18 protein-coding genes are annotated in these 22,956 nt (G+C 48.4%); 9 read left to right on the top strand and 9 right to left on the bottom strand.

The features are described 5' to 3' along the window. Positions 1 to 225, top strand: a 225-nt coding sequence (locus tag HMPREF0670_RS16910) for a hypothetical protein (protein ID WP_232213824.1), incomplete at its 5' end; no start/stop codon positions are given. Next, positions 212 to 763, top strand: a complete 552-nt coding sequence (locus HMPREF0670_RS00160; protein WP_044077523.1) for a hypothetical protein — start codon at positions 212 to 214, stop codon at positions 761 to 763. The genes HMPREF0670_RS16910 and HMPREF0670_RS00160, both read left to right, overlap by 14 nt. A 217-nt stretch (positions 764 to 980) precedes the next feature. On the opposite strand, the gene HMPREF0670_RS00165 is transcribed toward HMPREF0670_RS00160, so the two are convergent. Then, entirely contained in the window at positions 981 to 2,603 is a 1,623-nt protein-coding gene (locus HMPREF0670_RS00165; RefSeq protein WP_009229137.1) for a hemin receptor, read from the bottom strand. A 150-nt stretch (positions 2,604 to 2,753) separates the two neighbouring features. Continuing rightward, positions 2,754 to 3,728: a hypothetical protein gene (locus tag HMPREF0670_RS00170; RefSeq protein WP_009229138.1), complete on the bottom strand. Its 975-nt coding sequence runs from the start codon at positions 3,726 to 3,728 to the stop codon at positions 2,754 to 2,756. Between the two features lie 246 nt (positions 3,729 to 3,974). On the opposite strand from HMPREF0670_RS00170, the gene prmA reads away from it, so the two are divergent. Beyond that, positions 3,975 to 4,844: a 50S ribosomal protein L11 methyltransferase gene (gene prmA, locus HMPREF0670_RS00175; protein ID WP_044077525.1), complete on the top strand. Its 870-nt coding sequence runs from the start codon at positions 3,975 to 3,977 to the stop codon at positions 4,842 to 4,844. 76 nt (positions 4,845 to 4,920) lie between these two features. Here the strand turns inward: prmA and HMPREF0670_RS00180 are convergent, their stop codons facing one another. Then, the gene (locus tag HMPREF0670_RS00180) at positions 4,921 to 5,358 is read right to left on the bottom strand and encodes a hypothetical protein (protein WP_009229140.1); all 438 of its coding nucleotides are present in this window, start codon (positions 5,356 to 5,358) and stop codon (positions 4,921 to 4,923) included. A 353-nt stretch (positions 5,359 to 5,711) separates the two neighbouring features. Beyond that, a complete protein-coding gene (locus HMPREF0670_RS16615; protein WP_009229141.1) occupies positions 5,712 to 7,277 on the bottom strand; it encodes a YecA family protein in 1,566 nt (521 codons plus the stop codon). A 1,077-nt stretch (positions 7,278 to 8,354) separates the two neighbouring features. On the opposite strand from HMPREF0670_RS16615, the gene HMPREF0670_RS00190 reads away from it, so the two are divergent. Further along, a complete protein-coding gene (locus tag HMPREF0670_RS00190) occupies positions 8,355 to 10,415 on the top strand; it encodes a DUF7017 domain-containing protein (RefSeq protein ID WP_232213825.1) in 2,061 nt (686 codons plus the stop codon). 241 nt (positions 10,416 to 10,656) lie between these two features. Here the strand turns inward: HMPREF0670_RS00190 and HMPREF0670_RS00195 are convergent, their stop codons facing one another. Together HMPREF0670_RS00195 and HMPREF0670_RS00200 are read right to left on the bottom strand one after the other, a co-directional pair. Beyond that, on the bottom strand, positions 10,657 to 11,289 hold the full coding sequence (locus HMPREF0670_RS00195) for a response regulator transcription factor (RefSeq protein WP_009229144.1): 633 nt from the start codon (positions 11,287 to 11,289) through the stop codon (positions 10,657 to 10,659). A gap of 485 nt (positions 11,290 to 11,774) precedes the next feature. Beyond that, on the bottom strand, positions 11,775 to 12,347 hold the full coding sequence (locus HMPREF0670_RS00200; RefSeq protein ID WP_009229145.1) for a 30S ribosomal protein S16: 573 nt from the start codon (positions 12,345 to 12,347) through the stop codon (positions 11,775 to 11,777). A gap of 422 nt (positions 12,348 to 12,769) precedes the next feature. Here HMPREF0670_RS00200 and HMPREF0670_RS00205 point away from each other — a divergent pair, with 422 nt between their 5' ends. The 5 genes from HMPREF0670_RS00205 to HMPREF0670_RS00225 all read left to right on the top strand — a co-directional run bounded on the left by HMPREF0670_RS00205 (position 12,770) and on the right by HMPREF0670_RS00225 (position 16,358). Beyond that, positions 12,770 to 13,570 (top strand): DUF3298 and DUF4163 domain-containing protein, encoded by an 801-nt coding sequence (locus HMPREF0670_RS00205; RefSeq protein WP_044077800.1) that lies wholly within the window; start codon positions 12,770 to 12,772, stop codon positions 13,568 to 13,570. 101 nt (positions 13,571 to 13,671) lie between these two features. After that, positions 13,672 to 14,292 (top strand): 16S rRNA (guanine(527)-N(7))-methyltransferase RsmG, encoded by a 621-nt coding sequence (gene rsmG, locus HMPREF0670_RS00210; protein WP_009229147.1) that lies wholly within the window; start codon positions 13,672 to 13,674, stop codon positions 14,290 to 14,292. A gap of 103 nt (positions 14,293 to 14,395) precedes the next feature. Further along, complete coding sequence (locus HMPREF0670_RS00215) at positions 14,396 to 15,040, top strand: MBL fold metallo-hydrolase (protein WP_044077526.1); 645 nt, start codon at positions 14,396 to 14,398, stop codon at positions 15,038 to 15,040. A gap of 170 nt (positions 15,041 to 15,210) precedes the next feature. Further along, positions 15,211 to 15,783 (top strand): crossover junction endodeoxyribonuclease RuvC, encoded by a 573-nt coding sequence (ruvC, locus tag HMPREF0670_RS00220; protein ID WP_009229149.1) that lies wholly within the window; start codon positions 15,211 to 15,213, stop codon positions 15,781 to 15,783. A 104-nt stretch (positions 15,784 to 15,887) separates the two neighbouring features. Beyond that, on the top strand, positions 15,888 to 16,358 hold the full coding sequence (locus tag HMPREF0670_RS00225) for a hypothetical protein (RefSeq protein ID WP_232213826.1): 471 nt from the start codon (positions 15,888 to 15,890) through the stop codon (positions 16,356 to 16,358). A 352-nt stretch (positions 16,359 to 16,710) separates the two neighbouring features. Here HMPREF0670_RS00225 and carB read toward each other — a convergent pair whose 3' ends face one another. The 3 genes from carB to HMPREF0670_RS00240 are packed head-to-tail and all read right to left on the bottom strand — an operon-like array spanning position 16,711 to position 22,938. Further along, positions 16,711 to 19,941 carry a carbamoyl-phosphate synthase (glutamine-hydrolyzing) large subunit gene (carB, locus tag HMPREF0670_RS00230; RefSeq protein ID WP_009229151.1) on the bottom strand — a complete coding sequence of 1,077 codons (3,231 nt, stop codon included), beginning with the start codon at positions 19,939 to 19,941 and terminating at the stop codon, positions 16,711 to 16,713. Between the two features lie 15 nt (positions 19,942 to 19,956). After that, positions 19,957 to 21,036 (bottom strand): glutamine-hydrolyzing carbamoyl-phosphate synthase small subunit, encoded by a 1,080-nt coding sequence (gene carA / locus HMPREF0670_RS00235; protein WP_009229152.1) that lies wholly within the window; start codon positions 21,034 to 21,036, stop codon positions 19,957 to 19,959. A gap of 6 nt (positions 21,037 to 21,042) precedes the next feature. After that, entirely contained in the window at positions 21,043 to 22,938 is a 1,896-nt protein-coding gene (locus tag HMPREF0670_RS00240) for an amidophosphoribosyltransferase (RefSeq protein WP_009229153.1), read from the bottom strand. Positions 22,939 to 22,956: the final 18 nt, after the last annotated feature.

A 22,956-nucleotide genomic window follows, 5' to 3' on the forward strand; every position in this document is an offset into this window, starting at 1 on the left:
CGTTTTAAGGGGGTGGGAAACTTTAGTAAGTTAGGTTTACCCGGTGACAGAAAAATAGCGTTACTCCCTTTTGTTAATTGTGGTTTGCGTAATTATGCAATGGTCTTAGCTTTGTTTTTTTTCCTAATGCTATTTAGTAGATTGGTGATAAGAACATTGGTAATATTACTTCTTTCTGTTTATATTTGCATTAATATATTACTTAAAGTTTATGGGATGGAATAAGTTTTTAGCTACCCTGGCAATGTTAATTGTAAGTAATGCTGCATTTGCAGAGCGCGAACAAAGCTTTTTTGTAGAATTATTTGGGGCCTCTACCTCGTTAGGGATTCATTATGATTCGCGTTTCAGTGATAACACTCGGTGGGGAGGAAGAATAGGAATTGCATACACCTATTCTCGTTCACAAGATTTCTTTGAGTCGGCTACAGAGAGAACTCGCGGGTGGAGTTTCCCCATAGCAGTAAATTATCTTATAGGCAATGGTAGGCATCATGGAGAAATTGGCATTGGAATAAGCTATGGACTTTACAGCTGTATGTATCACGACAAAGCGGGAAGAGAAGTTGAATATGATACGTCTGGTTCCTTTGGTTTTATAGATTTGGGCTATCGCTATCAATCGGAGAGGGGAATTATGGTGCGAGTAGGGCTTTGTCCTGGCGTAGCTTTGAAAACGTATGACGAATCTGGGCTAAGAAATAAAGGTGTTAATCGTGCGGCTGTATTCTATCCGTATGTAGGTGTTGGATATAATTTTTGATAAAGAAATAACGTCTGCTTGATTGGGAAAGGCTTCATAAAGGCGTAGCCTAAGATTGCCTTCTCTTGGTTTCTAGAAGGCGCACCTCTTTATTTTAAGCAATTGAAAATGCCACATGTCCTAAAACATGTGGCATTTTATTTATTCTCTTTTAGCCTTGTTGTTAAGCCTTGGTTTGCTATTTGTGTGTTTGCAAGCCAACTAACTAGCCAATGGCTTAGAATCTATATCCTACGGTGAACAGCATCTGGTGGCGTTTGTTGCTGACAGATACGGCAGAGGCTTCGTTTGTTAGGGGCTTTTTGGTAGTTGGGTCTACTGTTGTCAGTCCGTTGGTGAAGGGATAGAACTCTCCATCGGTTGTGCTGTATTGATAAGCCAGGTCGGCCGACCATTGTTTGCCGATGAAACCCACGCCGAGAGTCATGCGGTTGGTGCTCTTCCAGTTGGTGTAGTCGGCAGCCGAGCTGTAATACGAACCTTCCGAGTTGAGTGTGCCATCTTTAAAGGCATCTTTTTTGTAGGCGGGCGATACGTAGTTGTAGCCAGCACGCACAGCAACCTGCGGCAGCACCTTATATTCCATACCTAACTTCAACGTAGCAACGCCGTTAAGCGTGCGCTTGGCATGGTTGTTCATCACCTTATCGCTGGCCGATGTTTCGTGCGTATAGCCATAATAGTCTTGGTATTCGCCATCAATATAGCGGTTGTCCATCGTTGCATAGTCGGCATAGCTAACCGATGCGCCCAATGCCAAGAAGTTGCCAACGGTGTGGCCTAAGCTGGCACCGAAGGTCCAAGGAGTGAAAAGCTTAAAGTTGTAGCTCTCGGTGGAGCGTCCATTGCTGTATCTGCCTTTGTTTTCGCCTTCGTTTAGTATGGTGGTGTAGTTCTCTGTCTTCAAGTCGTACCATGTAGGCGAGTTAATGGAGACACCAATGCGGAAGGGCGAGCCTTCTATGGGGCGGAAGATTGCGCCTGCACTAAGGTCGAACCCTGTTCCTGTAACCTTTCGTTCGTCGGCTATGGTTGCTGTTCCTATATATTTATCAGACTTGTTTACGAGGCTTTCAACATATTCGGAATAGCCCTTGTAATTAACGGTGCGCAGGCCAAGTGTAAGTCCTAGGTACACACGTTCGTTGATATTGCCGCTGATGTTGAAGTCGTAGTTGCCGATATAACCGTGTTGCGAGCGATTAAAGTCGTAGCCGTTGGCTGCATCGTAGCCAGCTTTTGTAGGGTCATTCTTATCTATTAAACGTGAGTTCCAATACAGATAGTCTAGTTGGCCATAGTTTCTAGACACGTCGAAGTTTTTGGGATTACTTTCTGCATATCCGATATACACATCATTATGCTTTGGGTCTTGCCTTATATTGTAGCCTCCATTGTACAACGAACCGCGCAAGCCTTTAAGGTAAGCTTGTTTGCCCAACGAGGCATCGCTTAGCTTGCCGGCTGCACTAAGGAAGTAATTGAAGTTGGTTCCCTTGCTGAAATTGAAGGCGAAGTTAACGAACGAACGTTCGCCCATGCGCATTGAACGGTAGAACCCTACTTGGTCGAAACTCATTTTTGTGGCGGAATGCCCTAGGCGAGCGTTGGCATCGCCTTGGGATATGAATCCGAACGAGAGGTTTACGCCCGATTTACGGTACAAACCGATGCCCGCGGGGTTGGTTCGGATGGTAGAGAGGTCGGCTCCTAATGCCTCCATTGCACCACCCATGCCTACATATCTAGCTGTTCCGTTGAGGTCGTTGCCTAGTAAGCGGCTGTTCTCGTAGGTTTCTTGGGCCATTGCTGGCAGGGCAAGCAAGGCCGAGCATATCATTAAATATCTTGTGTTCATAAATACTTCTTTTATCGTTTCTCTAAAAGTGCGTTTTCTCGCCATGACAATGCTTGAGCAAGTTCGACATTGTTCATTTGGCTTAACAAAAACGTTCTGTTCTCTTTCACTGCATGTTATCTGCAAACGGACTTACCGTCTGCCGCCGAAGGTTACTCCCCCTGAGGATGAACCGCCGCCAGAGCTGCCGCCACCAAACGAACCGCCGCCCCTCGACGAACCTCCACCGCCGAACGAACCACCACGCGAACCGCTGTCGTAACTGCGTGTGGGCGGGTTGTAGTTGCGGTTGTTGTCGTACGAACGGGTGTTATAGAAATCGCCGTTACTGCTGCGTTCGTAGCTGTTGCCATAGCTGCGGCCCGACGAGCGAGTGTTGTCGTTGTATTGGTAACGATAGTCGGTGCGGTCTCTTGCTGCTCGCGAACTCATGCTGCCATGATTGCGCGTGCCTGTTACGCCGCCATAAGAGTAGTAGCCCGGCGAATAATAATAGCCGCCATAATTGTAGTAGGGGCTGTAATATCCATAGTATGGGCCGTAGTAGCCGCCATAATAGTAGGGCGAACGCCAACCATAGTCGTAATAGGGATAAGCCCAATCGTTATACCAATAAGAATAATAACCGCGCCAACGGGGGCCATAACCGTAGTAGAATGGGTCGTACCAATCCCAATCCCAACGTGAGTAGCCGTAGTAAGGCGAGTAAGCATAGTATCCGAAGAACCACGGGTCGTAGAAACGGCTAACGCGACGGCTATAATAATAGTCGTCGTCATCGTAATAGTCGCGCCTGTCGCGCCAGTCTCGTCGCGAGCGGTTGCGGTCCGAAGACATGGCGCTAACGTCTTCTTCAACGATGACGTTGCCTAACGAGTCGCGCCTAATCTTTTGGTAACTGCTGCCGTTTCGGTTGTGGCGGTTGTACTCGTCTACATTCCTGTTCGACCCCGAATAATACACATCGGCATCGCGTTCCCCCTTGTCTTGATATTCTTTGTTAATCCTGTCTGATTTTTTAGGTACGAAATACACATCGTCTGTTTGGGCCATTGCCGTGAATGTCCCCAGTGTCAAGCCAATTGCCAATAATCCTAATCTTTTCATGTCAATGTTCCTTTCTGCCAAAGGCAAGTTGTTACGTTGCAAATTTACTAATGATAGTTATGCAAATATAAGGATTTTCCCTAACTAAAAGGGGGATTTTCCCTATTTTTTTAGTATTTTTGCGAGACCTGTCCGACTAGTCGGACAGGTCGGACAGGTCAGACTAGTCCGACAGGTCCGACAAGACGGACAAGTCGGATTAGGCGGCTTGTTTGACATTATTTAAGGATAAAAGCACATCTATATATGGAATATCTTAAAGCGGTCTTCACGCTGAACGTGGCGGAAGAAGACATGGATGCAGCCAAAGACCTGCTTGCCGACCTTGCTGCGGCAGCTGGTTTCGAGGCTTTTGAAGAAACGGATGATAAGTTGGTGGGTTATGTCCAGCCGCAACTGCTGGACAAAATGGCATTGGATGAGGCTATCGCCGACTTTCCCATTGCCTCGGCAAGCATTGCCTACGAAATGGTTGAGGCCGAAAATCGCAACTGGAACGAGGAGTGGGAGGCCAACGGTTTTGAACCTATATGTATTGATGGGCGTTGCATGATATACGATGCGCGACACTATTCGCAGGCCGACTTGCCTGTGGGGTTCGACCTGCAAGTGGCCATCGAACCGCGACAGGCCTTTGGAACGGGCGCACACGAAACCACGCGGATGGTTGTTGCCCAACTGCTGAGTATGCCTTTGAAAGGCAAACGCATACTAGACTGCGGCTGCGGAACGGGCATCTTGGGCATTGTGGCTGCTAAATTGGGGGCAGATAGGGTGTTGGGGTATGATGTTGACGAGTGGAGTGTGGACAACAGTCTGCACAATGCCGACCTGAATGGCGTGCAAAACATGGCTGTGCGCAAGGGCGACGCCACGACATTGAACGCCGGCGACGGACAGTTTGACGTGGTTGTGGCCAACATCAACCGCAATATTCTTTTGGCCGACATGCCCCGTTGGGTGCAAATGATGGCGCAAGGGGGAAGAATTGTGTTCAGCGGATTTTACCAAACGGACGTACCGATGCTTGTTGAGGCGGCTGCCGACTTGGGGTTGAGGCTCATTTCGAAGCGCGAACAGGAAATTTGGGCGTGTTTAACGTTCTGTAAAGAATAACTAAGCGCTACGGTTAAGGGACGAATAAAGGCACGATGCCTGGCGTGTGGGCATCGTGTAGACGTGGCGTTTGGCGTTATTTCATCAAGTCTTTCATGAAACTATCAAGGTCTTCATCAAGGTTTTGGAGCAGCTCTCCCGTGATGATACTTGTGTCGTCGTCAACGAGATACAGTTCTGCCACATGGTTCTTCTCGTCATCTTCAAGTACAAAACTGAATGGCCTGAGAATGCCCATCTGTTCTACCACGTTGTTCAGCTTTCGTAAGCAGCTTTGCAGAATGTGTGTAACGCTGTGGTAAAAGTGTTCGTCCTTGCTTTCAATCCACTGCTCTACCACGCAACGAGTTATCTCCCTGTCGTCGTCGTCGAAGGCAAGCAGCTCGCCTGAGTCTTGCGAAACCCTAATATGGATGTCGGTGAGGGCGGTGTTGTTTTCTTGGTTAGGAAACTTTTGCGCTATCTTGTTGATGGCACGTTCCACCTGCATGATGGTTTGTTCCGTAGCTTTCATAATGCAAATTGTTTTAATGGTATTGCAAAGATAGTAAAAAACCGCAAAGGCAAGCGTGTTTGTATAAAAAATGTTCGCCTTTTAAGGATATTTCTTTTTGGCGGTAGGGGATGGTGTGCCTGCGATGTTGGGCTCGAGTTGATGGCTAACGGCCGACAATTCTGCACCGCAGCTCCGCGTTTCTACCGCGAAACGGCATTGACACATGGTGCGAAAGCTCTTAATGGGAAACCCATTGAAATGTGCTAAGGCCTGCTCCACCTGTATAGGAAAAGGGCGGGGCAAAGCGCAGCCCCGCCTTAAAGGCTGTTTCCTAGCGGTACGGGGTGGGGCGGTGTTTGCCCCTTACGGGTTTAGTTTTCTCTTCCGCAGCATTTTTTATACTTCTTTCCGCTTCCACAGGGGCAGGGTTCGTTGCGCCCAACCTTAGGTTGCTCCAAGTTTAAATTGCCAAAGGGATTTTTAAAACCGCTGTCAAAGGGGGAGTCTATGTCGAACCTGGGGGTTGCAGCGGTAAAGTGGGCGTTCGGTCGTAGTCGTTTGTTCGCAATCTGATTTGGCGAATACCCGTTAAGATGCGGACGAGGAACGCTGTTTACGAATTTGGTGATGATGTTTATGTCTTTGTCGCTGGGTAACTTACGTTGTGGAAATACCTCAATAATTTCGCTTATCAGTTTTCCGTTAGGCATGCGCTCTTCTTGAATGCGGTGGAAAATTAGGGTAAAATGCAAAAAAGCTTCATCCTCACTGAACCCCTTTTTCGTTAGCAAGTCGAAGAAATCCTGTTCTTCGGCGTTTATGGGGCGAATGAAAGGGTAGAGTCCGCGCAGCATCAAGTCGTTGTAAGAGAGCTCGGGGCGGTCGTCGTCCTCCAAATCGCTTTTGCCTAGGTTGGGCATGTCTTTCAGTCGCGGTGCACACAATGTTCCGCATTGTTTGTCCCAAGAGGCGATACAGGTAAAGATTGCCGTCAGTATGCTGTGTTCAAAATAGGTGTTCACGTATATACCCATTTCTCTTCCCATCTTTTCCCGCATCATTTCCGACAATATTTTGATGGCTTTTTTGCGGCTAATCCATCCCACCGTGTTCATCAGTCCCACGAACAAGGTCTCCAAATTGAACTCGGCTAACGTCAGCTTTGCGGTGATGGCGGGGCGGATTAGTGGTTGCAGAGCCTCTTTAAGGTCGTCGTATATAGCTATATGTTCGCCCCTCTTGCCGTCTGTCGCCTTGTCCATAACGATGCCTAGCCAGTTTAAGGTGGGCGGTGTGTGGCTGTAATCAATGTTCACCAACTTCCCGTTTACCATTTCTTGTAGTAAATACAGGTCGCGCATCGGAAGTCCTAGCAGCCATTCCTCGGGGTATCGGGTAACAAATTTGTAGATGTCTTGCTGCATTTTCTTCATCGACGGAGTCCTAGTCGCCTTTATGATGCTTGGCACACCGAGGAGTAAGGCTTCCTGTTCTAGCATGTTTGGGCTCATTTCGCCCAGTGCTTTCTTGTATGAAGTTGGCTCAAGGTCAAAACCACTGGAATCGAGCAGCAATTCATCAGGCACAAACAAGTCTTGCAACTTTAGGTACGTGTTTTCTATTTCATTAGTCACCCTGTCCAGCTCTTTAGTCATATCCACATCAAACACGCTGTTCAACAGTGCGGCACAGGCCGGTGCGGCCGTGCTTTGCACGTATGGCGTCAAGTCTTTGGTGGTGTATTCGCCTTGTACCTCCAATTCTTTGAAGGCTTCGTATAGCATCTTTGTGGGCACATCCATATTCTTTGTGCTGCCCACCTCGGTGAGGGTGGTTGTTTCGGGTGTTACATTCACCAGTGCGAATCGTTTTTTGCCCCTTCTCAACTTGAATGTGTCCAGCTCTTTTAGTGTTTCTTGGAACTCTTTAAATGTCATTGTCCTTGTCGTTGTTGTTTGCGGTTGTATATGGTTTTGTTGGCTTGGTACTAACAGTAGACCTTTTGGGGATGGTGCTGCGGTGCATGTGCGTTGCTAAACATGTTATTGGGGCAGCCCTGTCCGCATGTGCGAAGTTACAAAATTTCTTTCATAGTTACAAACTTCTTACTCGGTTTTGTTGTGTGTCGAATGGTTCGTCGCGTTGTGGCCGATGGTTAAGGCCTGTCACCAATTCATCAATCCATCAATTTACAAACTCCTCAACTCGGAAACCTACCACCTCACAAACTCATCAACTCGAAATCTTAAATTGTTATTATTAATTTTACAAAATCGTTCTAATTCTCACTCCATTCTAGCGATAATGTCGGATATAAAATAGGCAAATAACCACAATTTCTTGTCTTTCACGCCTTTTGTTCTGTCTATTTTCTGGAACAAAACCAGCATTTTGCACCATTTTGCCTTTCTAGTTTGGCTGCTGGCTCGTAATTTTTCATGCCCAATTACGCACTTTTAGCCCTAAAACGCCACTTTTTAATGGCTATTTTGTCCTTTTTAGTCCTGTTTTTAATGCCTCAAAGAGGTTTTATTTATACCTTTTCAGCGTATTTTTATGCTTTTCATCTCGCATTTTGCCGCATTTCACCTTGCATTTAGCATCAAAACGCATTGCATTTAGCATCAAAACGCATTGCATTTAGCATCAAAACGCACTCCATTTAGCGGCAAATAGCCCCAAAATCTGGTCCAAATGGCAGTTTTCTAAATAAAAATTCATTTTGTCTGCATTCACAGGCTACCCCTTTTAGCATCAAAACTAACCTTCGCGAGAATCGATTTTTTGCGGCAAGGTTGGCGATTGGCCATGAATTTCGCAGCCATAGTGTTAAAATTTATGCGCAAAAGATTACATTGTCGGGCGTGCCCTAAAAGTTTCCATGCTTGTGTCTTTTCTCCTTTTAAGCCCGCTTTTCATTTTATTTTTAGAACCTGCCTAAAATAAAACAACAAAGTCGACGTTATTAACTACAAAGAAACCACTAAACCTAAACCATGAGTTTTATTGCTACCATGACACTAAGAAAAGCGGGCCGACTGAATGAGGCCTTGCAACAAGCCAACGCCGATTGGCAATACGAGAAAAGCCCACATGCATGCATGGCTATGTTTTGGGTACAGAAAGACATCTGCGACTGGCTAATCAAAGAACAACGATTGGACGAGGCCAACCAGCGCATCGCCCTTTTGGAACAGCTGCAACCCCTGATGAACGACACGGAGGGCATTGCCAGCAAGGCTATCGAACGGCTGAAAGAACACGCTCTGCCCTTTTATCCGCAGATACGACACATCGAACAAATGAGTAAAGACGGCTGCGAAAGGGTAGCATACGATGCCTTGCTGCCGTTTTTGGGCGAAAACTTGCCAACTGCCTTGCACGAAAGAGTGGGCTGGGTGGTGTTTCGCTATTTGAAACGCCTGCCATCCGAATGCCAATCTGCTACGGCACGAAGGGCTTTACTGAACTATATCATGCTGAAAAACCAACGCCCTTCTTTACTTCACTCGCAAATGTTGCTGATGGCTATCGCGGTAAAGGAGCGGTTTGCCGACTTTAAACTGCTGAATTTTATCGCTGCCTGGGACGTGAATGCCTTTGCCGAGGCCGACTTCCAGCCCTCGCAACACGAGGAGCAAACGTTCCGTCCACTGGCCGAGCGCGTTGTGGAGCATTGTTTCGATTTAGGTTATGGCTTGCAAGAAGTGCTCAATACATTCTTGCCTAACGTGCGTTTTACAGACGAAAAGGTGAAAGAACTCTATGCCCGAAGTAAATATTTCGCAATAATCAAGCTGCAAAAACAAGACGAAACGGCCGCCATTGGTCTGGCTGAACATTATGCGCAGACGATAAGCGGAACGTTTGTGCGCAACGAATACCATTCGGCCATTCTCCATTTCTACCTTCGGCATCTGCCCAAAGCCCATCAGCGACAGGCATTGCGGTTTGTTAAGGGGTGGGGAATGGACAATTTCAGGGATGAAGACTGGCAGCGCACCACCAAAGACGACCGCCGATACCCTGCATTGGTAGAGAAAACACTTGTTGCTTTGCTGTCGGCCTGCGAGAAACACGAACTGAGAAGGCTGAACGAGCGGCCACCCGCCATCCTGCAAAAGGCTCTTGATGCCTATGCCGACAACGAAAGCTTGATGCGGCTATGGGTGAAAGTTAAGTTGGCTGCGTGTAAGGACCACGAGGCACTTGAAACACTTCGTTGCCTAATACGTAAGCAACAGCGTTTTTACTTATGGAAGGAGCTGGCCGACATTACACCAGACGAACAGCTTAAACTATCGGCTCTGTGTAAGGCCATATTGCTGCAACCCAAGGACGAGTTCTTGGGTAAGGTTCATTTTATGCTGGCCTTGTTGCTTAAAGGGCAGGGCTTGTTGTCTGAGGCTCAAGCGCAGATTAACGCGTATGTGGAAACCTATCGGCGAAACGGCTGGACGCCAACACCCGAAATGCAGGCCTTAGCCAATGCCATGCCGCCAGGCATCGCCCCTTGTGCCGATGTTTCGGCTTTCTATAATGCCCACTTAGATGCAGCCCACGACTTCTTGTTCCCCGATTTGCATTGGAACCTGCTGGTGGTGATGAACTTCTTTACGCAAATTAATCCCAAAACGGGCCGAAAAACAGACAAGGTGGCCTTGGCCGACACCAATGGAAACACCCTTTCTGTTAATCGTAAGCAATGGCCTAGTGGACACAGCTTGGCGAAGTTTGCTTGCGTTGAGGCCAAGATAGCAGTAGAAGGCAAACGAAAAAACATCGTAGCCATGCGCCCGTCGGCTGCCAATGGTCAGGATATTTGGCACTTGGAAACCGTGCAAATCGTTCGGGCAGACGAACAAAGACAACGCTATGTGGCCAAGAATGAGGCCGGATTAACATTTGTCGTTCCTTATTATATAATAAGGAGTAGGGTGGATTGTGGTATAAAGGCACGTCTCTGGTGGGTTGATGCCGCAACGAAGGAGGGTAAAGGCATGCGCCGAACGATAGCGGTAGAGTTTGTTGATGCAGAAAACAAACCTAAACCGCGCCCAGAAAAGAACGCTTGATGGCATGGTGTGTGCTGCTTTTGTTAATCTTTCGCCCGTTAGCTTGTCGGACGGTGTCGTTACCTACTTGTAAGGGCGCAGGTTCAACAGCCATTACGGGCAACAACCTTTTTGGTCAACACGTCGCCAGAAGTTTACAAGAGTGCAGGTTTAACAGCCATTACGGCCAATAACCTTTTGGGTCAACACGTCGCCAGAAGTTTACAAGGGTACAGACCCAACAACTCATTTGCTCACATTCTTAAATGTAATACTCTGCCGCATCTACCATTCCCGCTCGTAAGGCGTATTTTGTTGCTTCATGAACATTGTTCACATTCAGTTTGCGGAAGATGTTCTTGCGATGGGTATTAACGGTATGAAAGCTAGAAAAACGTTTTTCGGCAATCTCTTTTGTGGTCAATCCTAGGGCAATGTCGCGTAACACCTCCATTTCTGTTTTTGTAAGTTTCACCCGTTCCACTTCTTGCCATTGTTCATCGGCCATTTGCACAAGGGGCGCATAGTGGTATGGTTCTCCGCGTAGGGCATCGTGCAGGGCTTGGCGAATTAGCGGAAGGGGTGCGTCTTTGAGGATGATGCCAAAGCGCGGGCCGCTTGCAACGGCCACACGTACGAAGTCGCTGGTAAGCGTTTCGCTAAATAAGAGCCATTGCACGCGGTGAAATCGTTGTTGCCAAATAAGCAATTCGTCGAAACTGGTGAAGTCGAACAAAGTATAGTCCAACACCACGGTGGCGTGTTCTTGTCCTTCGAGAAGTCTAGCGAGTGTTGTTTTGTCCGTGGCAATGGCGATGTCGTTATGTTTCATTTCGCTGCAAAGCCATTGCAAACCAGCTCGGGTGATGTCTTGATTGTCGGATAGAATGAGCATAATGAAAAGGGCTTATAAAGGTGAAAAAGTGAAAGGGTGAAAAGGTGAAAAGATGGCTGCGCCTTTTAAAGGTGAAAAGGTGAAAAGGTGAAAGGGTGAAAAGATGGCTGCGCCTTTTAAAGGTGAAAGGGTGAAAGGGTGAAAAGATGGCTGCGCCTTTTAAAGGTGAAAGAGTGAAAGGGTGAAAAGGTGAAAAAATGGCAGCACCACTAAACCAGACAACACATTCTCTCGTAACCCCGCCAACTTATAAGTTTATTCACTCGTTAACTTGTCTTCTTGTCTACTCGTCAACTTGTTAACTTGTCTACTCGTCAACTCGTTAACTTGTCAGCTCGTTAACTTGCGCACTCGTCAACTTGTCAACTTGCTCACTCGTCAACTCATCAACTTGTTCACTCGTCCCCCTTGTTTAGCAAGAAAGCAAAAAGGGACATGCCGTTTTGTGGCATATCCCTCGTTTGTTGTTTGTAAAGCGTTGTGCTTTATGCTTCAGCAGGAGCCTCGTTGGCCTCTTGAACAGGTGCTTCGGCTGTTGCCTCGGCAGCGTTTTCTACTTCAGCGTTAGCGGCCTCAGCCTCAGCTTTTGCGGCAGCCTCAGCAGCTTTCTTTTCGTTTACTTTCTTGGCGATAGCAGCGTTGACGCTCTTTTCAGCCTCTAGCTTTTTGGCTTCGAGGTCTTTCTTGGCCTTAGCCTCGTTGTTACGGATAGCTTCGGTGCCCTTGTTCTTCTCTTCTTTCCAAGCGTCGAACTTCTTTTGTGCTGTTGCCTCGTCGAATGCGCCTTTCTTAACGCCACCACGCAGGTGTTTCATCAAGTAAACGCCTTCGCCTTTAAGGATGTTGCGAACGGTGTCGGTGGGTTGTGCACCACACTCTACCCAATGTAGGGCGCGTTCGAAATTCAAATCTACGGTTGCGGGATTGGTGTTGGGGTTGTACGTACCAATCTTCTCAGTAAATTTACCATCACGTGGTGCTCTTGCGTCGGCGATAATGATGCCATAGAAAGCATAGCCCTTACGGCCGCCGCGTTGTAATCTGATTTTTGTTGCCATTGTGCAAATTAAAATGTAATTAGGTTTGAATTTAATGCCGTCAACTCGTGACAGCGGCTGCAAAGGTACGCATATTTTTCTGATAATGAGCAAGGAAGAGAGAGAAAAATTGATTTGAAGGAGTAAGGGAGGTAGGGAGTTAAGGAGTTAGGGAGTTAAGGAGTTAAGGAGTTAAGCCAAATGCTTTGTTGCAGAGAACTAACCACTTTGTTAACTCGTTAACTTGTAAACTCGTCAGCTTGTCAACTTGTCAACTCGTTAACTCGCCAACTTGTTAACTTGTCAACTTGTTAACTTGTCAACTTGTTAACTTGTCAACTTGTGAACCGCTCAACTCCCATAAAAAACACAGATTAACACCCAATAAACCCATTCTTGCGCAATTTATTCGTAACTTTGCACATTATCACGTAATGAATAACATGAAACGAATACTCATCGCTTGGGCCGTTGCACTTGTGGCGTTTGCAGCTTGTACGAACAAGTCTGCTACTTCGGCCAAGATTGAAGGGCTGGATTTCGACAGCATTGTGGTGGATACCACCGTGGCGTTGACTGATTTGAAACTAACGCCGCTATGCCGAATAAGCCTTAACTTGCAGTACGCCAAAGGCAATAACGCCGACAAAATAAACAACGCACTGCTGCATGCTGGCATCTTGATGCCCGATTATCTGGGGCTTACCAACCAAAAGTTTAGCATGAAACAGGCGGTTGACTCGTTTGTGAAACGTATGCTGAACGACTATTTACACGATTATGCAGCACTTTATCGGCAAGATAGGGAGAACGGCAGCTCCTATAATTATGAATATAAGGTGAAAACCTCCACGCGAAACGGTGCTGAGAACATTGTTGTTTACACGGCCAAGATATATACTTACGGCGGTGGAGCGCATGGAATTAATCAAACGTTGGTGCGAAACATCGACGTTACCACTGGGAAAGTGCTGCAACTGCAAGATGTTTTTGTGCCTGGCTACGAGCCTACACTGAAAGAACTGTTGCTGAAAAAGGTGGGCGAACGCTTTAACGCCGACGGATTGGACGAGCTTAATAAGAAGGATATATTTGCCGATGGGCATGTATATGTGCCAGATAACTTTGCCATCGACGACGATGGTTTCACCTTTATATATTGTGAAGACGAGATAGCACCACATGCTGTGGGCGAAATAAGTGTTACGTTAAGTCGTAGCGAATTGAGCAGAATATTGAAATAAGTGGCGGATGAACTTGCACGGCGGCAGAAATGGCCCGATAATGTGAGTGCCCCGAAACAGAACGCAACGAGGCATGAAACCTCGTAAGAACAGCAAAGACAATGGACGAGATACGTAAATATTTTACCGAACTAACCGCCACGCAGCTTGAACAGCTAACGCAACTGGGCGAACTATACCGCACATGGAACGAACGAATAAATGTGGTTTCGCGAAAAGACATCGACAACTTGTACCTGCACCACGTACTTCATTCGCTGGCCATCGCCAAATATGTGCAGTTTAAGGCTGGTACACGGGTGCTAGACTTTGGTACGGGGGGCGGTTTCCCTGGCATTCCGTTGGCTATCGTGTTTCCCGAATGCCGTTTTAAGCTGATTGATCGCACGGCGAAGAAGATACGCGTAACGCAAGAAATTGCCGCTGCCATTGGCTTAACCAATGCCACTGCCGAGCAAAAGGCAGGCGAAGAAGAGTGGGGCGAGTACGATTTTGTGGTGAGCCGAGCCGTGATGCCCTTGCCCGACTTGATGAAAATCGTGAAGAAGAACATCTCGCGCGAACAGCGCAACGCCTTGCCCAACGGTTTGATATGCCTCAAAGGGGGAAATCTTGATGCGGAAACGCGCACGGTGAAGAAGGTTGTCGACATTACACCTGTGGGTAATTGGTTCGAAGACGAGTGGTTTGAAGAGAAAAACGTGGTGTATGTACCTATGTAAAGGGTAGTAGCCGCAAGTGACAAAAGGGTTTGGGAATGGTTGCATGCAGATAGCGCGCGACCACGATGAACCGATAACATAAAATGCAAAACGATTTAGCACAATGCTGAATATACATCATATAATGTGCAACATGTTGCAGGAAAACTGCTATGTTGTGTCTGACGAAACAAAGGAATGCGTGATAATAGATTGTGGCGCATTCTTCGAGAAAGATAAATCGGCGCTTACGCAGTATATCGCCGACAACGAATTAAAGCCTCGTCGACTGTTGGCTACGCATGGGCATGTGGACCATAACTTGGGGAATGCCTTTGTGTTTGCCACGTATGGCTTGCGCCCTGAGGTGCACGAAGACGACGGTGAGTTGTTAGAACATCTGCCCGAACAGGCCGCTTATCTGCTGAACATGCCGCTAGAAGAGCAGCAACCGCGCGTGGAACGATACCTTACGGAGGCCGATAGCATCGAATGGGGTAACCATCGGGTCACCATCATTCATACGCCGGGCCATACGGAGGGCAGTTGTGTGTTCTATTGCGAGTCTGAAGGTGTTGCTTTTACTGGCGATACGCTTTTTAAGGGTTCGATAGGCAGGGTAGATCTTCCTGGCGGGAGTATGTTTAAGATGATGCAAAGCATACGCCACTTGTCGCAATTGCCCGACACAACCCGCGTGTTTTCGGGGCATGGGCCAGAAACAACGATTGGTTACGAGCTTGCGCATAATCCATATTTGGATAGATAAGGGGGAGTAGTAAAGGTAGTAAGTAGTAAAGGTAGTAAGGAGTAAGTAGTAAGGAGTAAGTAGTAAGGAGTAAAGGTAGTAAGTAGTAAGCTAGTTAAACCTAGGGTAACTAGGAAACCTAGGATAACTAGATAAGCTCGTTAACTCGTTTCCAACTTACAAATCGATTCATGTATAAGGAAGAAACAGAAAAGATAATAATGGGTATCGACCCTGGTACCACGTTGATGGGCTACGGCGTTATCCGTGTGGTGGGCAAAAAGGCGCAGATGGTGGCTATGGGCGTTATCGACTTGCGCAAGATGCCCGACCCATACTTGCGTTTGGGGCATATCTTCGAGCGCGTTTCGGGCATTATCGATGCCTATCTGCCCGACGAATTGGCTATCGAGGCTCCGTTCTTTGGTAAGAATGTACAGTCGATGTTGAAGTTGGGACGGGCGCAGGGCGTGGCTATCGCTGCTGCCATTCAACGCGACATTCCCATACACGAGTATGCGCCATTGAAAATAAAGATGGCCATAACAGGACAAGGGCAGGCCTCAAAAGAGCAGGTGGCTGGCATGTTGAAACGTATGTTGAAACTAAGCGATGACGATATGCCCAAGTTTATGGATGCAACCGATGCCCTTGGAGCAGCCTATTGCCACTTCTTACAGATGGGCAGGCCCGAAACCGATACCAAGTATCGCGGTTGGAAAGACTTCGTAAGTCGCAACCAAGACCGCGTGGCAGGCAAATAATTTGAGGTTTAAAGCTTTTAAGTTCGTAATAAATACGCAACCCGAATACTCATAAACTCACGAACTCAATAAAATTAGAAGTATAAAAAATGAAAGGAACAACAATGAAAAAGATTTTGATTTTGGTGCTGATGGCATGTGCCACGGCGTTTACGGCGCAAGCACAAGAGGTGTATAAGCGCATATTGAAGGTGTCGAAACAAACGGCAGCCGATAAGAGTAAGAGCATAGACGTGCGCAAGGTGGCCACGTTTAAGGTAGACGAACTGAACTATATGGCGATGAAGTCGAAAGAACTGATGCCCGACAGTACTGTTCGTATGCTCGATACGCAGGCTTACGCCATGCACGAGTTCATCAACTTGTTTTTCAAGCGCCTGTCGGAGGCAAAGAAGAAAACACAGAAAGAGTTGGTGATGGCTCGCTTTAAAAACGCCTCCATCAACAACAGTCGCTTTAACGACATGGATAAAGAACTGGTGTTGAGCTATTACGACAATGGCAACTATATGACACAGTTCTCCTTAGACACCGATTGGGTGAAGGCTTTGGCCGAAATTCGCAGTAAAAAGTAATGGCTTTTACCTTGCCTTGCCTCAATCGTAACATTTCTTTTGCGCGTGAAATAAAGGAAAGGGTGGGGTAGGCGTGGGTTATTAGATTGGTTAAGGTATTTTGAAAAGCGAACGATATTGTCGCTATCGCTACACATTGTATTATATAATAAGGGGCTACGGATATTTCTTCCATAGCCCCTTGTTTGTACAATTCCGTTTGTTGTGGGGCAACAAATCGTTTGTAGTTGCCCTACAAGCGTCTTGTAGCGCCTGTACAAGCATCTTGTAGCGTCAGTACAAGCGTCTTGTAGTTCCCGTACAAGCGTCTTGTAGCGTCAGTACAAAGCGTCTTGTAGCCCTTCGGCTCCCCTTATTTATACTCCGACCACGCCTTAATCTCGATGTCCTCAACGCGCATCGTGGTAAAGGCCGTGATGAATGCACTGGCCAAGCGCGTGTTGGTGATAAGCGGAATGTTGAGGTCGATGGCTGCGCGACGTATGCTGTAACCATTGGTAAGTTCGCGTGGGGTGAGGTCTTTGGGGATATTCACCACCATATCTATCTTCTTTTCGCGCAACACGTCGAGCACTTTGGGTTCCATTCCCTCGTCGGTAGGCCAATACACGGTGGTGTTGGCAATGCCGTTCTCTGTTAAGAAGTGCGATGTTCCGCTAGTAGCATACAGTTCGTAGCCGTTGTTCACCAGTCGTTTGGCGGCATCCAGCATCTCGGCCTTTTGTTTTCCGCCGCCCGTTGAGAGCAAAACGGTTTTCTTCGGGATGCGATGGCCCACCGAAAGCATGCTTGTAAGCAGGGCAGAGTTGGTGTCGTCGCCCAAACAACCCACTTCGCCCGTAGATGCCATGTCGACACCTAGTACAGGGTCGGCCTTTTGCAGGCGGTTAAACGAGAACTGCGAGGCCTTAATGCCCACGTAGTCGAGGTCGAAGAGGTTCTTGTTGGGTTTCTCTACTGGTAGGCCAAGCATGACGCGCGTGGCCAAATCGATGAGGTTTAGTTTAAGAACCTTGCTCACAAAGGGGAACGAACGCGAGGCGCGCAGGTTACATTCGATAACCAACAAGTCGTTATCGCGTGCCATAAATTGGATGTTGAATGGCCCCGATATGTGCAACTCTTTCGCTATCTGCCGGCTAACGCGCTTAATTCGGCGTACCGTTTCGATGTAAACCTTTTGCGGGGGGAACTGGATGGTGGCATCGCCAGAGTGAACACCAGCAAACTCGATGTGTTCGCTAATGGCGTAGGCCAGTATTTCGCCGTCTTTGGACACGGCATCCATCTCTATTTCCTTGGCATGTTCGATGAAACGACTCACCACCACGGGGTGGTCTTCGCTGACATTGGCGGCCAATTGCAAGAAACGTTCAAGCTCTTCGCGGTTTGAACAAACGTTCATGGCCGCGCCCGACAGTACGTAAGAGGGGCGAACCAGCACGGGGAAACCTACGCGAGCGATAAATTCGTTAATCTTATCCATCGATGTTAGCGCGCTCCATTCGGGTTGGTTGATGCCGTTTCGGGTGAGCATGGACGAGAATTTCGCGCGGTCTTCGGCGTTGTCGATGTCTGTTGCCGATGTGCCTAGTATGGGTACATGTTGCTCATCGAGTTTCATTGCCAGGTTGTTGGGTATCTGTCCGCCGGTAGACACAATCACGCCGTTGGGCGTTTCGAGGTCGATAACGTCCATCACCCGTTCGAATGTCAACTCGTCGAAGTACAGACGGTCGCACATGTCGTAGTCGGTAGACACCGTTTCGGGGTTATAGTTAATCATAACCGACCGATAACCCTCACGCCTAATGGTGTTGAGGGCTTGCACACCGCACCAGTCGAACTCAACAGAAGAGCCGATACGGTAGGCACCCGAACCAAGAACAACGATAGAACGGCGGTCGTTGTCGAACCGAACATCGCTTGCCACGCCCGAATAGGTGAGGTAAAGATAGTTGGTTTGTGCAGGATATTCGGCTGCGAGCGTGTCTATCTGCTTTACAACGGGCAGAATGCCATACGATTTTCGTAGGTTTCGCACCACCAAAGCGGCCTTGTGCATGTTGCTCATCTCCTTTTCAAGACCCACGGCACGGGCAATTTGGAAGTCGGTAAAGCCATACACCTTTGCCGTTCGCAACAATTCCTTATCCAATACGTTCACGCTGGTGCATCGTTGCAAGGCCTCGTCGATGTCGATGATGTGTTTCAGCTTTTCCAAGAACCACTTGTCTATCTTCGTGAGTTGGTGTATCTGGTCGATGGTATAGCCTTTGTGCATGGCCTTCGAGATGATGAACACACGCTTGTCTGTGGGTTCGCGCAGTGCTGCATCAATGTCGTCGATCTTCAATTCCTTGTTTTCAACAAAGCCGTGCATGCCTTGTCCAATCATGCGCAATCCCTTTTGGATGGCCTCTTCGAAGGTGCGACCGATGGCCATTACCTCGCCAACCGACTTCATTGACGAGCCAAGTTCCTTGTCTACGCCGCGAAATTTGCTCAAGTCCCAACGTGGTATCTTGCAGACAACGTAGTCGAGGGCGGGTTCGAAGAAAGCACTGGTGGTCTTTGTAACCGAGTTTTTCAGTTCGAAAAGTCCGTAACCCATGCCCAACTTGGCCGCAACGAAAGCCAGCGGATAGCCTGTGGCCTTTGATGCAAGGGCTGACGAACGGCTAAGGCGCGCGTTTACTTCGATAACGCGATAGTCTTCGCTCTTGGGGTCGAAGGCGTATTGCACGTTGCATTCGCCAACGATTCCGATGTGGCGGATAATCTTAATGGAGAGTGCGCGCAGCTTGTGGTATTCGCTATTGCTAAGCGTTTGCGAAGGAGCAACAACGATGCTCTCGCCCGTATGTATGCCAAGCGGGTCGAAATTCTCCATGTTGCAGACGGTGATGCAGTTGTCGTAGCGGTCGCGCACCACTTCGTATTCAATCTCTTTCCAACCTTTAAGGCTTTTCTCTACCAGCACTTGCGGCGAGAAAGAGAATGCTTTCTCGGCCAATTTGTTCAGCTCTTCCTCGTTATCGCAAAAGCCACTGCCTAGTCCGCCAAGGGCATAAGCGGCGCGCAAGATAACGGGATAACCAAGGCTTGCAGCGGCGCGACGTGCCTGCTCGATGTTGGCGCAGGCCTCGCTCTTGATGGTCTTGACGTTAATCTCGTTCAGTTTCTCAACAAACAGCTCGCGGTCTTCGGTGTTCATGATGGCTTGCACGGGCGTACCCAGCACTTTAACGCCATACTTTTCGAGTACGCCGCTTTGGTAAAGCTCTACGCCGCAGTTAAGCGCCGTTTGTCCGCCAAAGGCCAAGAGTATGCCGTCGGGACGCTCTTTTTCGATAACCCTTTCAACTAAATATGGCTGAACGGGCAGGAAATATATTTGGTCGGCTACGCCTTCTGAGGTTTGCACCGTGGCGATGTTGGGGTTGATAAGTACTGTTTTAACGCCCTCTTCGCGCAGGGCTTTGAGTGCTTGCGAGCCAGAGTAGTCGAACTCACCCGCTTCGCCAATCTTCAATGCGCCGGAACCCAGCAGCAATACTTTCTTTATGCTTTCGTCTTTCATTTTCTCTAAGGGGTTTTAAAGGGTGAGTTTTTCTACGAAAAGGTCGAACATAAACAGCGTGTCGACCGGTCCTGAGCAGGCCTCAGGGTGGAATTGGGAAGTGAACCAAGGGTTGGTGTTATGGCGAACGCCCTCGTTGCTGCCGTCGTTCATGTTCACAAACAGCTCACTCCAATCCTTATCTAGTGTAGAGGCGTCGACAGCATAGCCGTGGTTTTGGCTCGTAATGTAGCATTTGTCGGTGCCTACCATGCGTACGGGCTGGTTGTGCGAGCGGTGTCCGTACTTTAATTTGTAGATGTTAGCACCGCCTGCCTTGGCCATAAGTTGGTTTCCCATGCAAATTCCGCAGATGGGTTTGCGGCTTTTGTTCATCTGTTGGCGCAGAATGTTAACCGCATCTTGGCACAAGTCGGGGTCGCCAGGGCCGTTACCGAGGAAAAGTCCGTCGAATTCCATCCCTGTATAGTCGTAATTCCAAGGCACGCGCACCACTTCTAGTCCACGTTCAATGAGGTTGCGAATGATGTTGGCCTTTACACCGCAGTCTACCAGCACAACTCGCTTTCCTGCTCCTTCGTTGTAGCGAATAATCTCTTTGCAGCTAACGCGGTCTACAAAGTTCACGCCTTCGTATTGTGCTTGGGGAATGTTTGTGGGGTCGTCGTCGAAGATTATCTGCCCCATCATCACGCCGTGTTCGCGCAGAACCTTGGTGAGTTCGCGCGTATCAATGCCCGTGATGCCAGGAACTTGTTCGCGTTTTAGCCATTCGGCCAAGCTTTCGTTAGCGTTCCAGTGGCTGTATTGCTCGCTATAATCGCTTACAATGATGGCCGAGGCGTGTATGTGGTCGCTTTCCATGAACGTGGGCAGACCTTCTGGACCGAAGGTGAAGGGTGGAACGCCGTAGTTGCCAACCAAAGGAAAGGTGAGTGTTACCAACTGACCAGCGTAAGAGGGGTCGGTAAGACTTTCGGGATAGCCCATCATAGCTGTATTAAACACCACTTCGCCTGCCACGGGCGCATCGTAACCAAACGACTTGCCGTGGAACTTGGTGCCGTCTTGCAGAACTAATGTTACATTTCTCATTATATTCTAGAATTTCTGTTCGTTTTGATAAACCTTTTCGATGTAATTAACGAAGGCCTGATTGCATAGCCGCATGCCTCCTGGGGTGGGGTAGTTGCCCGTAAAATACCAGTCGCCCTTGTGTTGGGGTATGGCCTCGTGCAGTCCTTCGATAGATTGGAACACCAACTCGATGGGCGTCTTCACGCCTTTCGGGCGTAACATCTGCACAATCTTGCGGTTAATCTCGTCTACCGTAACGGCCTTGTATATTTGTCGCACGCAGTTGTCCATCTCTTCCACGGGCTTTTTCAGCTCACGTCGACAGTTGTCGTAGGTTTGCTTGATAAGCGCGTGCATATTCTTTTCTTTGAGCAATTCGATGGCGGCTCGGAACACGCAGAACTCTTCCAAGCGCGGCATGTCGATGCCGTAATAGTCGGGATAGCGTATCTGTGGCGCACTACTTACTACGATTATCTTCTTGGGGTGCAATCTGTCGAGAATGCGAAGGATGCTTTTTTGTAGCGTTGTACCGCGTACGATGCTGTCGTCGATAATCACCAAGTTATCTTTTCCTGCGCGAATACTCTCGTAAGTAACGTCGTACACGTGCGAGGCCAAGTCGTTGCGCGAGTTTCCTTCGGCAATGAAGGTGCGTAGCTTGATGTCTTTCCACGCCACCTTGTCCAGCCTTACGGTGTTGCTAAGTATCTCTTCTAGTTCTTCGGCCGTGGGTGCATGGTCTAATGCCTGAATCTGAGCCACATGTTGTTGGCGCATGTAGCGTTTAAATCCCGCTACCAAACCATAAAAAGCCACTTCGGCCGTATTGGGAATGTACGACAGAACGGTGTTCTTCGTGTCGTAGTCGATGGCGCGAAGAATGGGATTTGTTAGCTGTTCGCCCAATTTCTTGCGCTCCTTATATATGCTGGCGTCAGAACCGCGACTGAAATAAATCCTTTCGAACGAACACGAACTGTCTGCTTTCTGTTCCATGATGCGCTCGATGCGGCAGTCGCCGTCGCGTTTTACGATAAGGGCAGTGCCGGGTTCCAACTCTTTCACGTCGTCGCACTCGATGGCGAAGGTGGTTTGCAGCACAGGTCTTTCGCTAGCTACAACGGCAACTTCGTCGTTCTTATAGTAGAAAGCGGGCCTAATGCCCCAGGGGTCGCGCATCGAAAACATCTCGCCGCTGCCCGTAACGCCGCATACAACGTAGCCTCCATCAAAGTGGGGCATGGTGGTTCGCAGCACGTTGGCCACGTTTACGTTGTCTTCGATGTATTGAGTAATGTCGGTGTCGGTAAGTCCTAGCGCTTGTGCCGCCACGAAGTTGCGTTCCACTTCGCGGTCTAGTCGGTGGCCCATCAGTTCAAGCATAATGTAACTGTCGCTGTAAATGCGTGGACATTGTCCTTGACGGGTTAGGCGTTCGAATATCTCACCGATGTTGGTCATGTTGAAGTTACCGCACAGGCTTAGGTTTTTGGCGCGCCAGTTGTTGCGGCGAAGAAAAGGATGCACATACGAAAGGCCGCTCTTACCTGTGGTAGAATAGCGCAGGTGTCCCATGTATAGTTCGCCTGCAAAGGGCAATGTGCGTTCGGCGTAGCGTGCATCGGCAAGGTGTTCGGCCGTTTCTTTGGCGAACCCCTTTTGCACCGTCGAGAATATTTCGGTGATGGCATTGCTGCCTTCGACACGTTCGCGGAACATGTACTCGTGTCCCGGAGTGGTTTTCAGCTTAACGCACGACATGCCCGCAGCCTCTTGTCCGCGGTTGTGCTGTTTCTCCATCAGCAGGTAAAGCTTGTTAAGCCCATACATCCACGTGCCGTATTTCTGCTGGTAATATTGCAGCGGTTTAAGCAACCTTATCATGGCCACACCGCATTCATGTTTTAATGGTTCCATCAAATCTTGTTCTTTTTG

Origin of the sequence: Prevotella sp. oral taxon 317 str. F0108, assembly GCF_000162415.1 — a bacterium.
Taxonomy (GTDB): domain Bacteria; phylum Bacteroidota; class Bacteroidia; order Bacteroidales; family Bacteroidaceae; genus Prevotella; species Prevotella conceptionensis.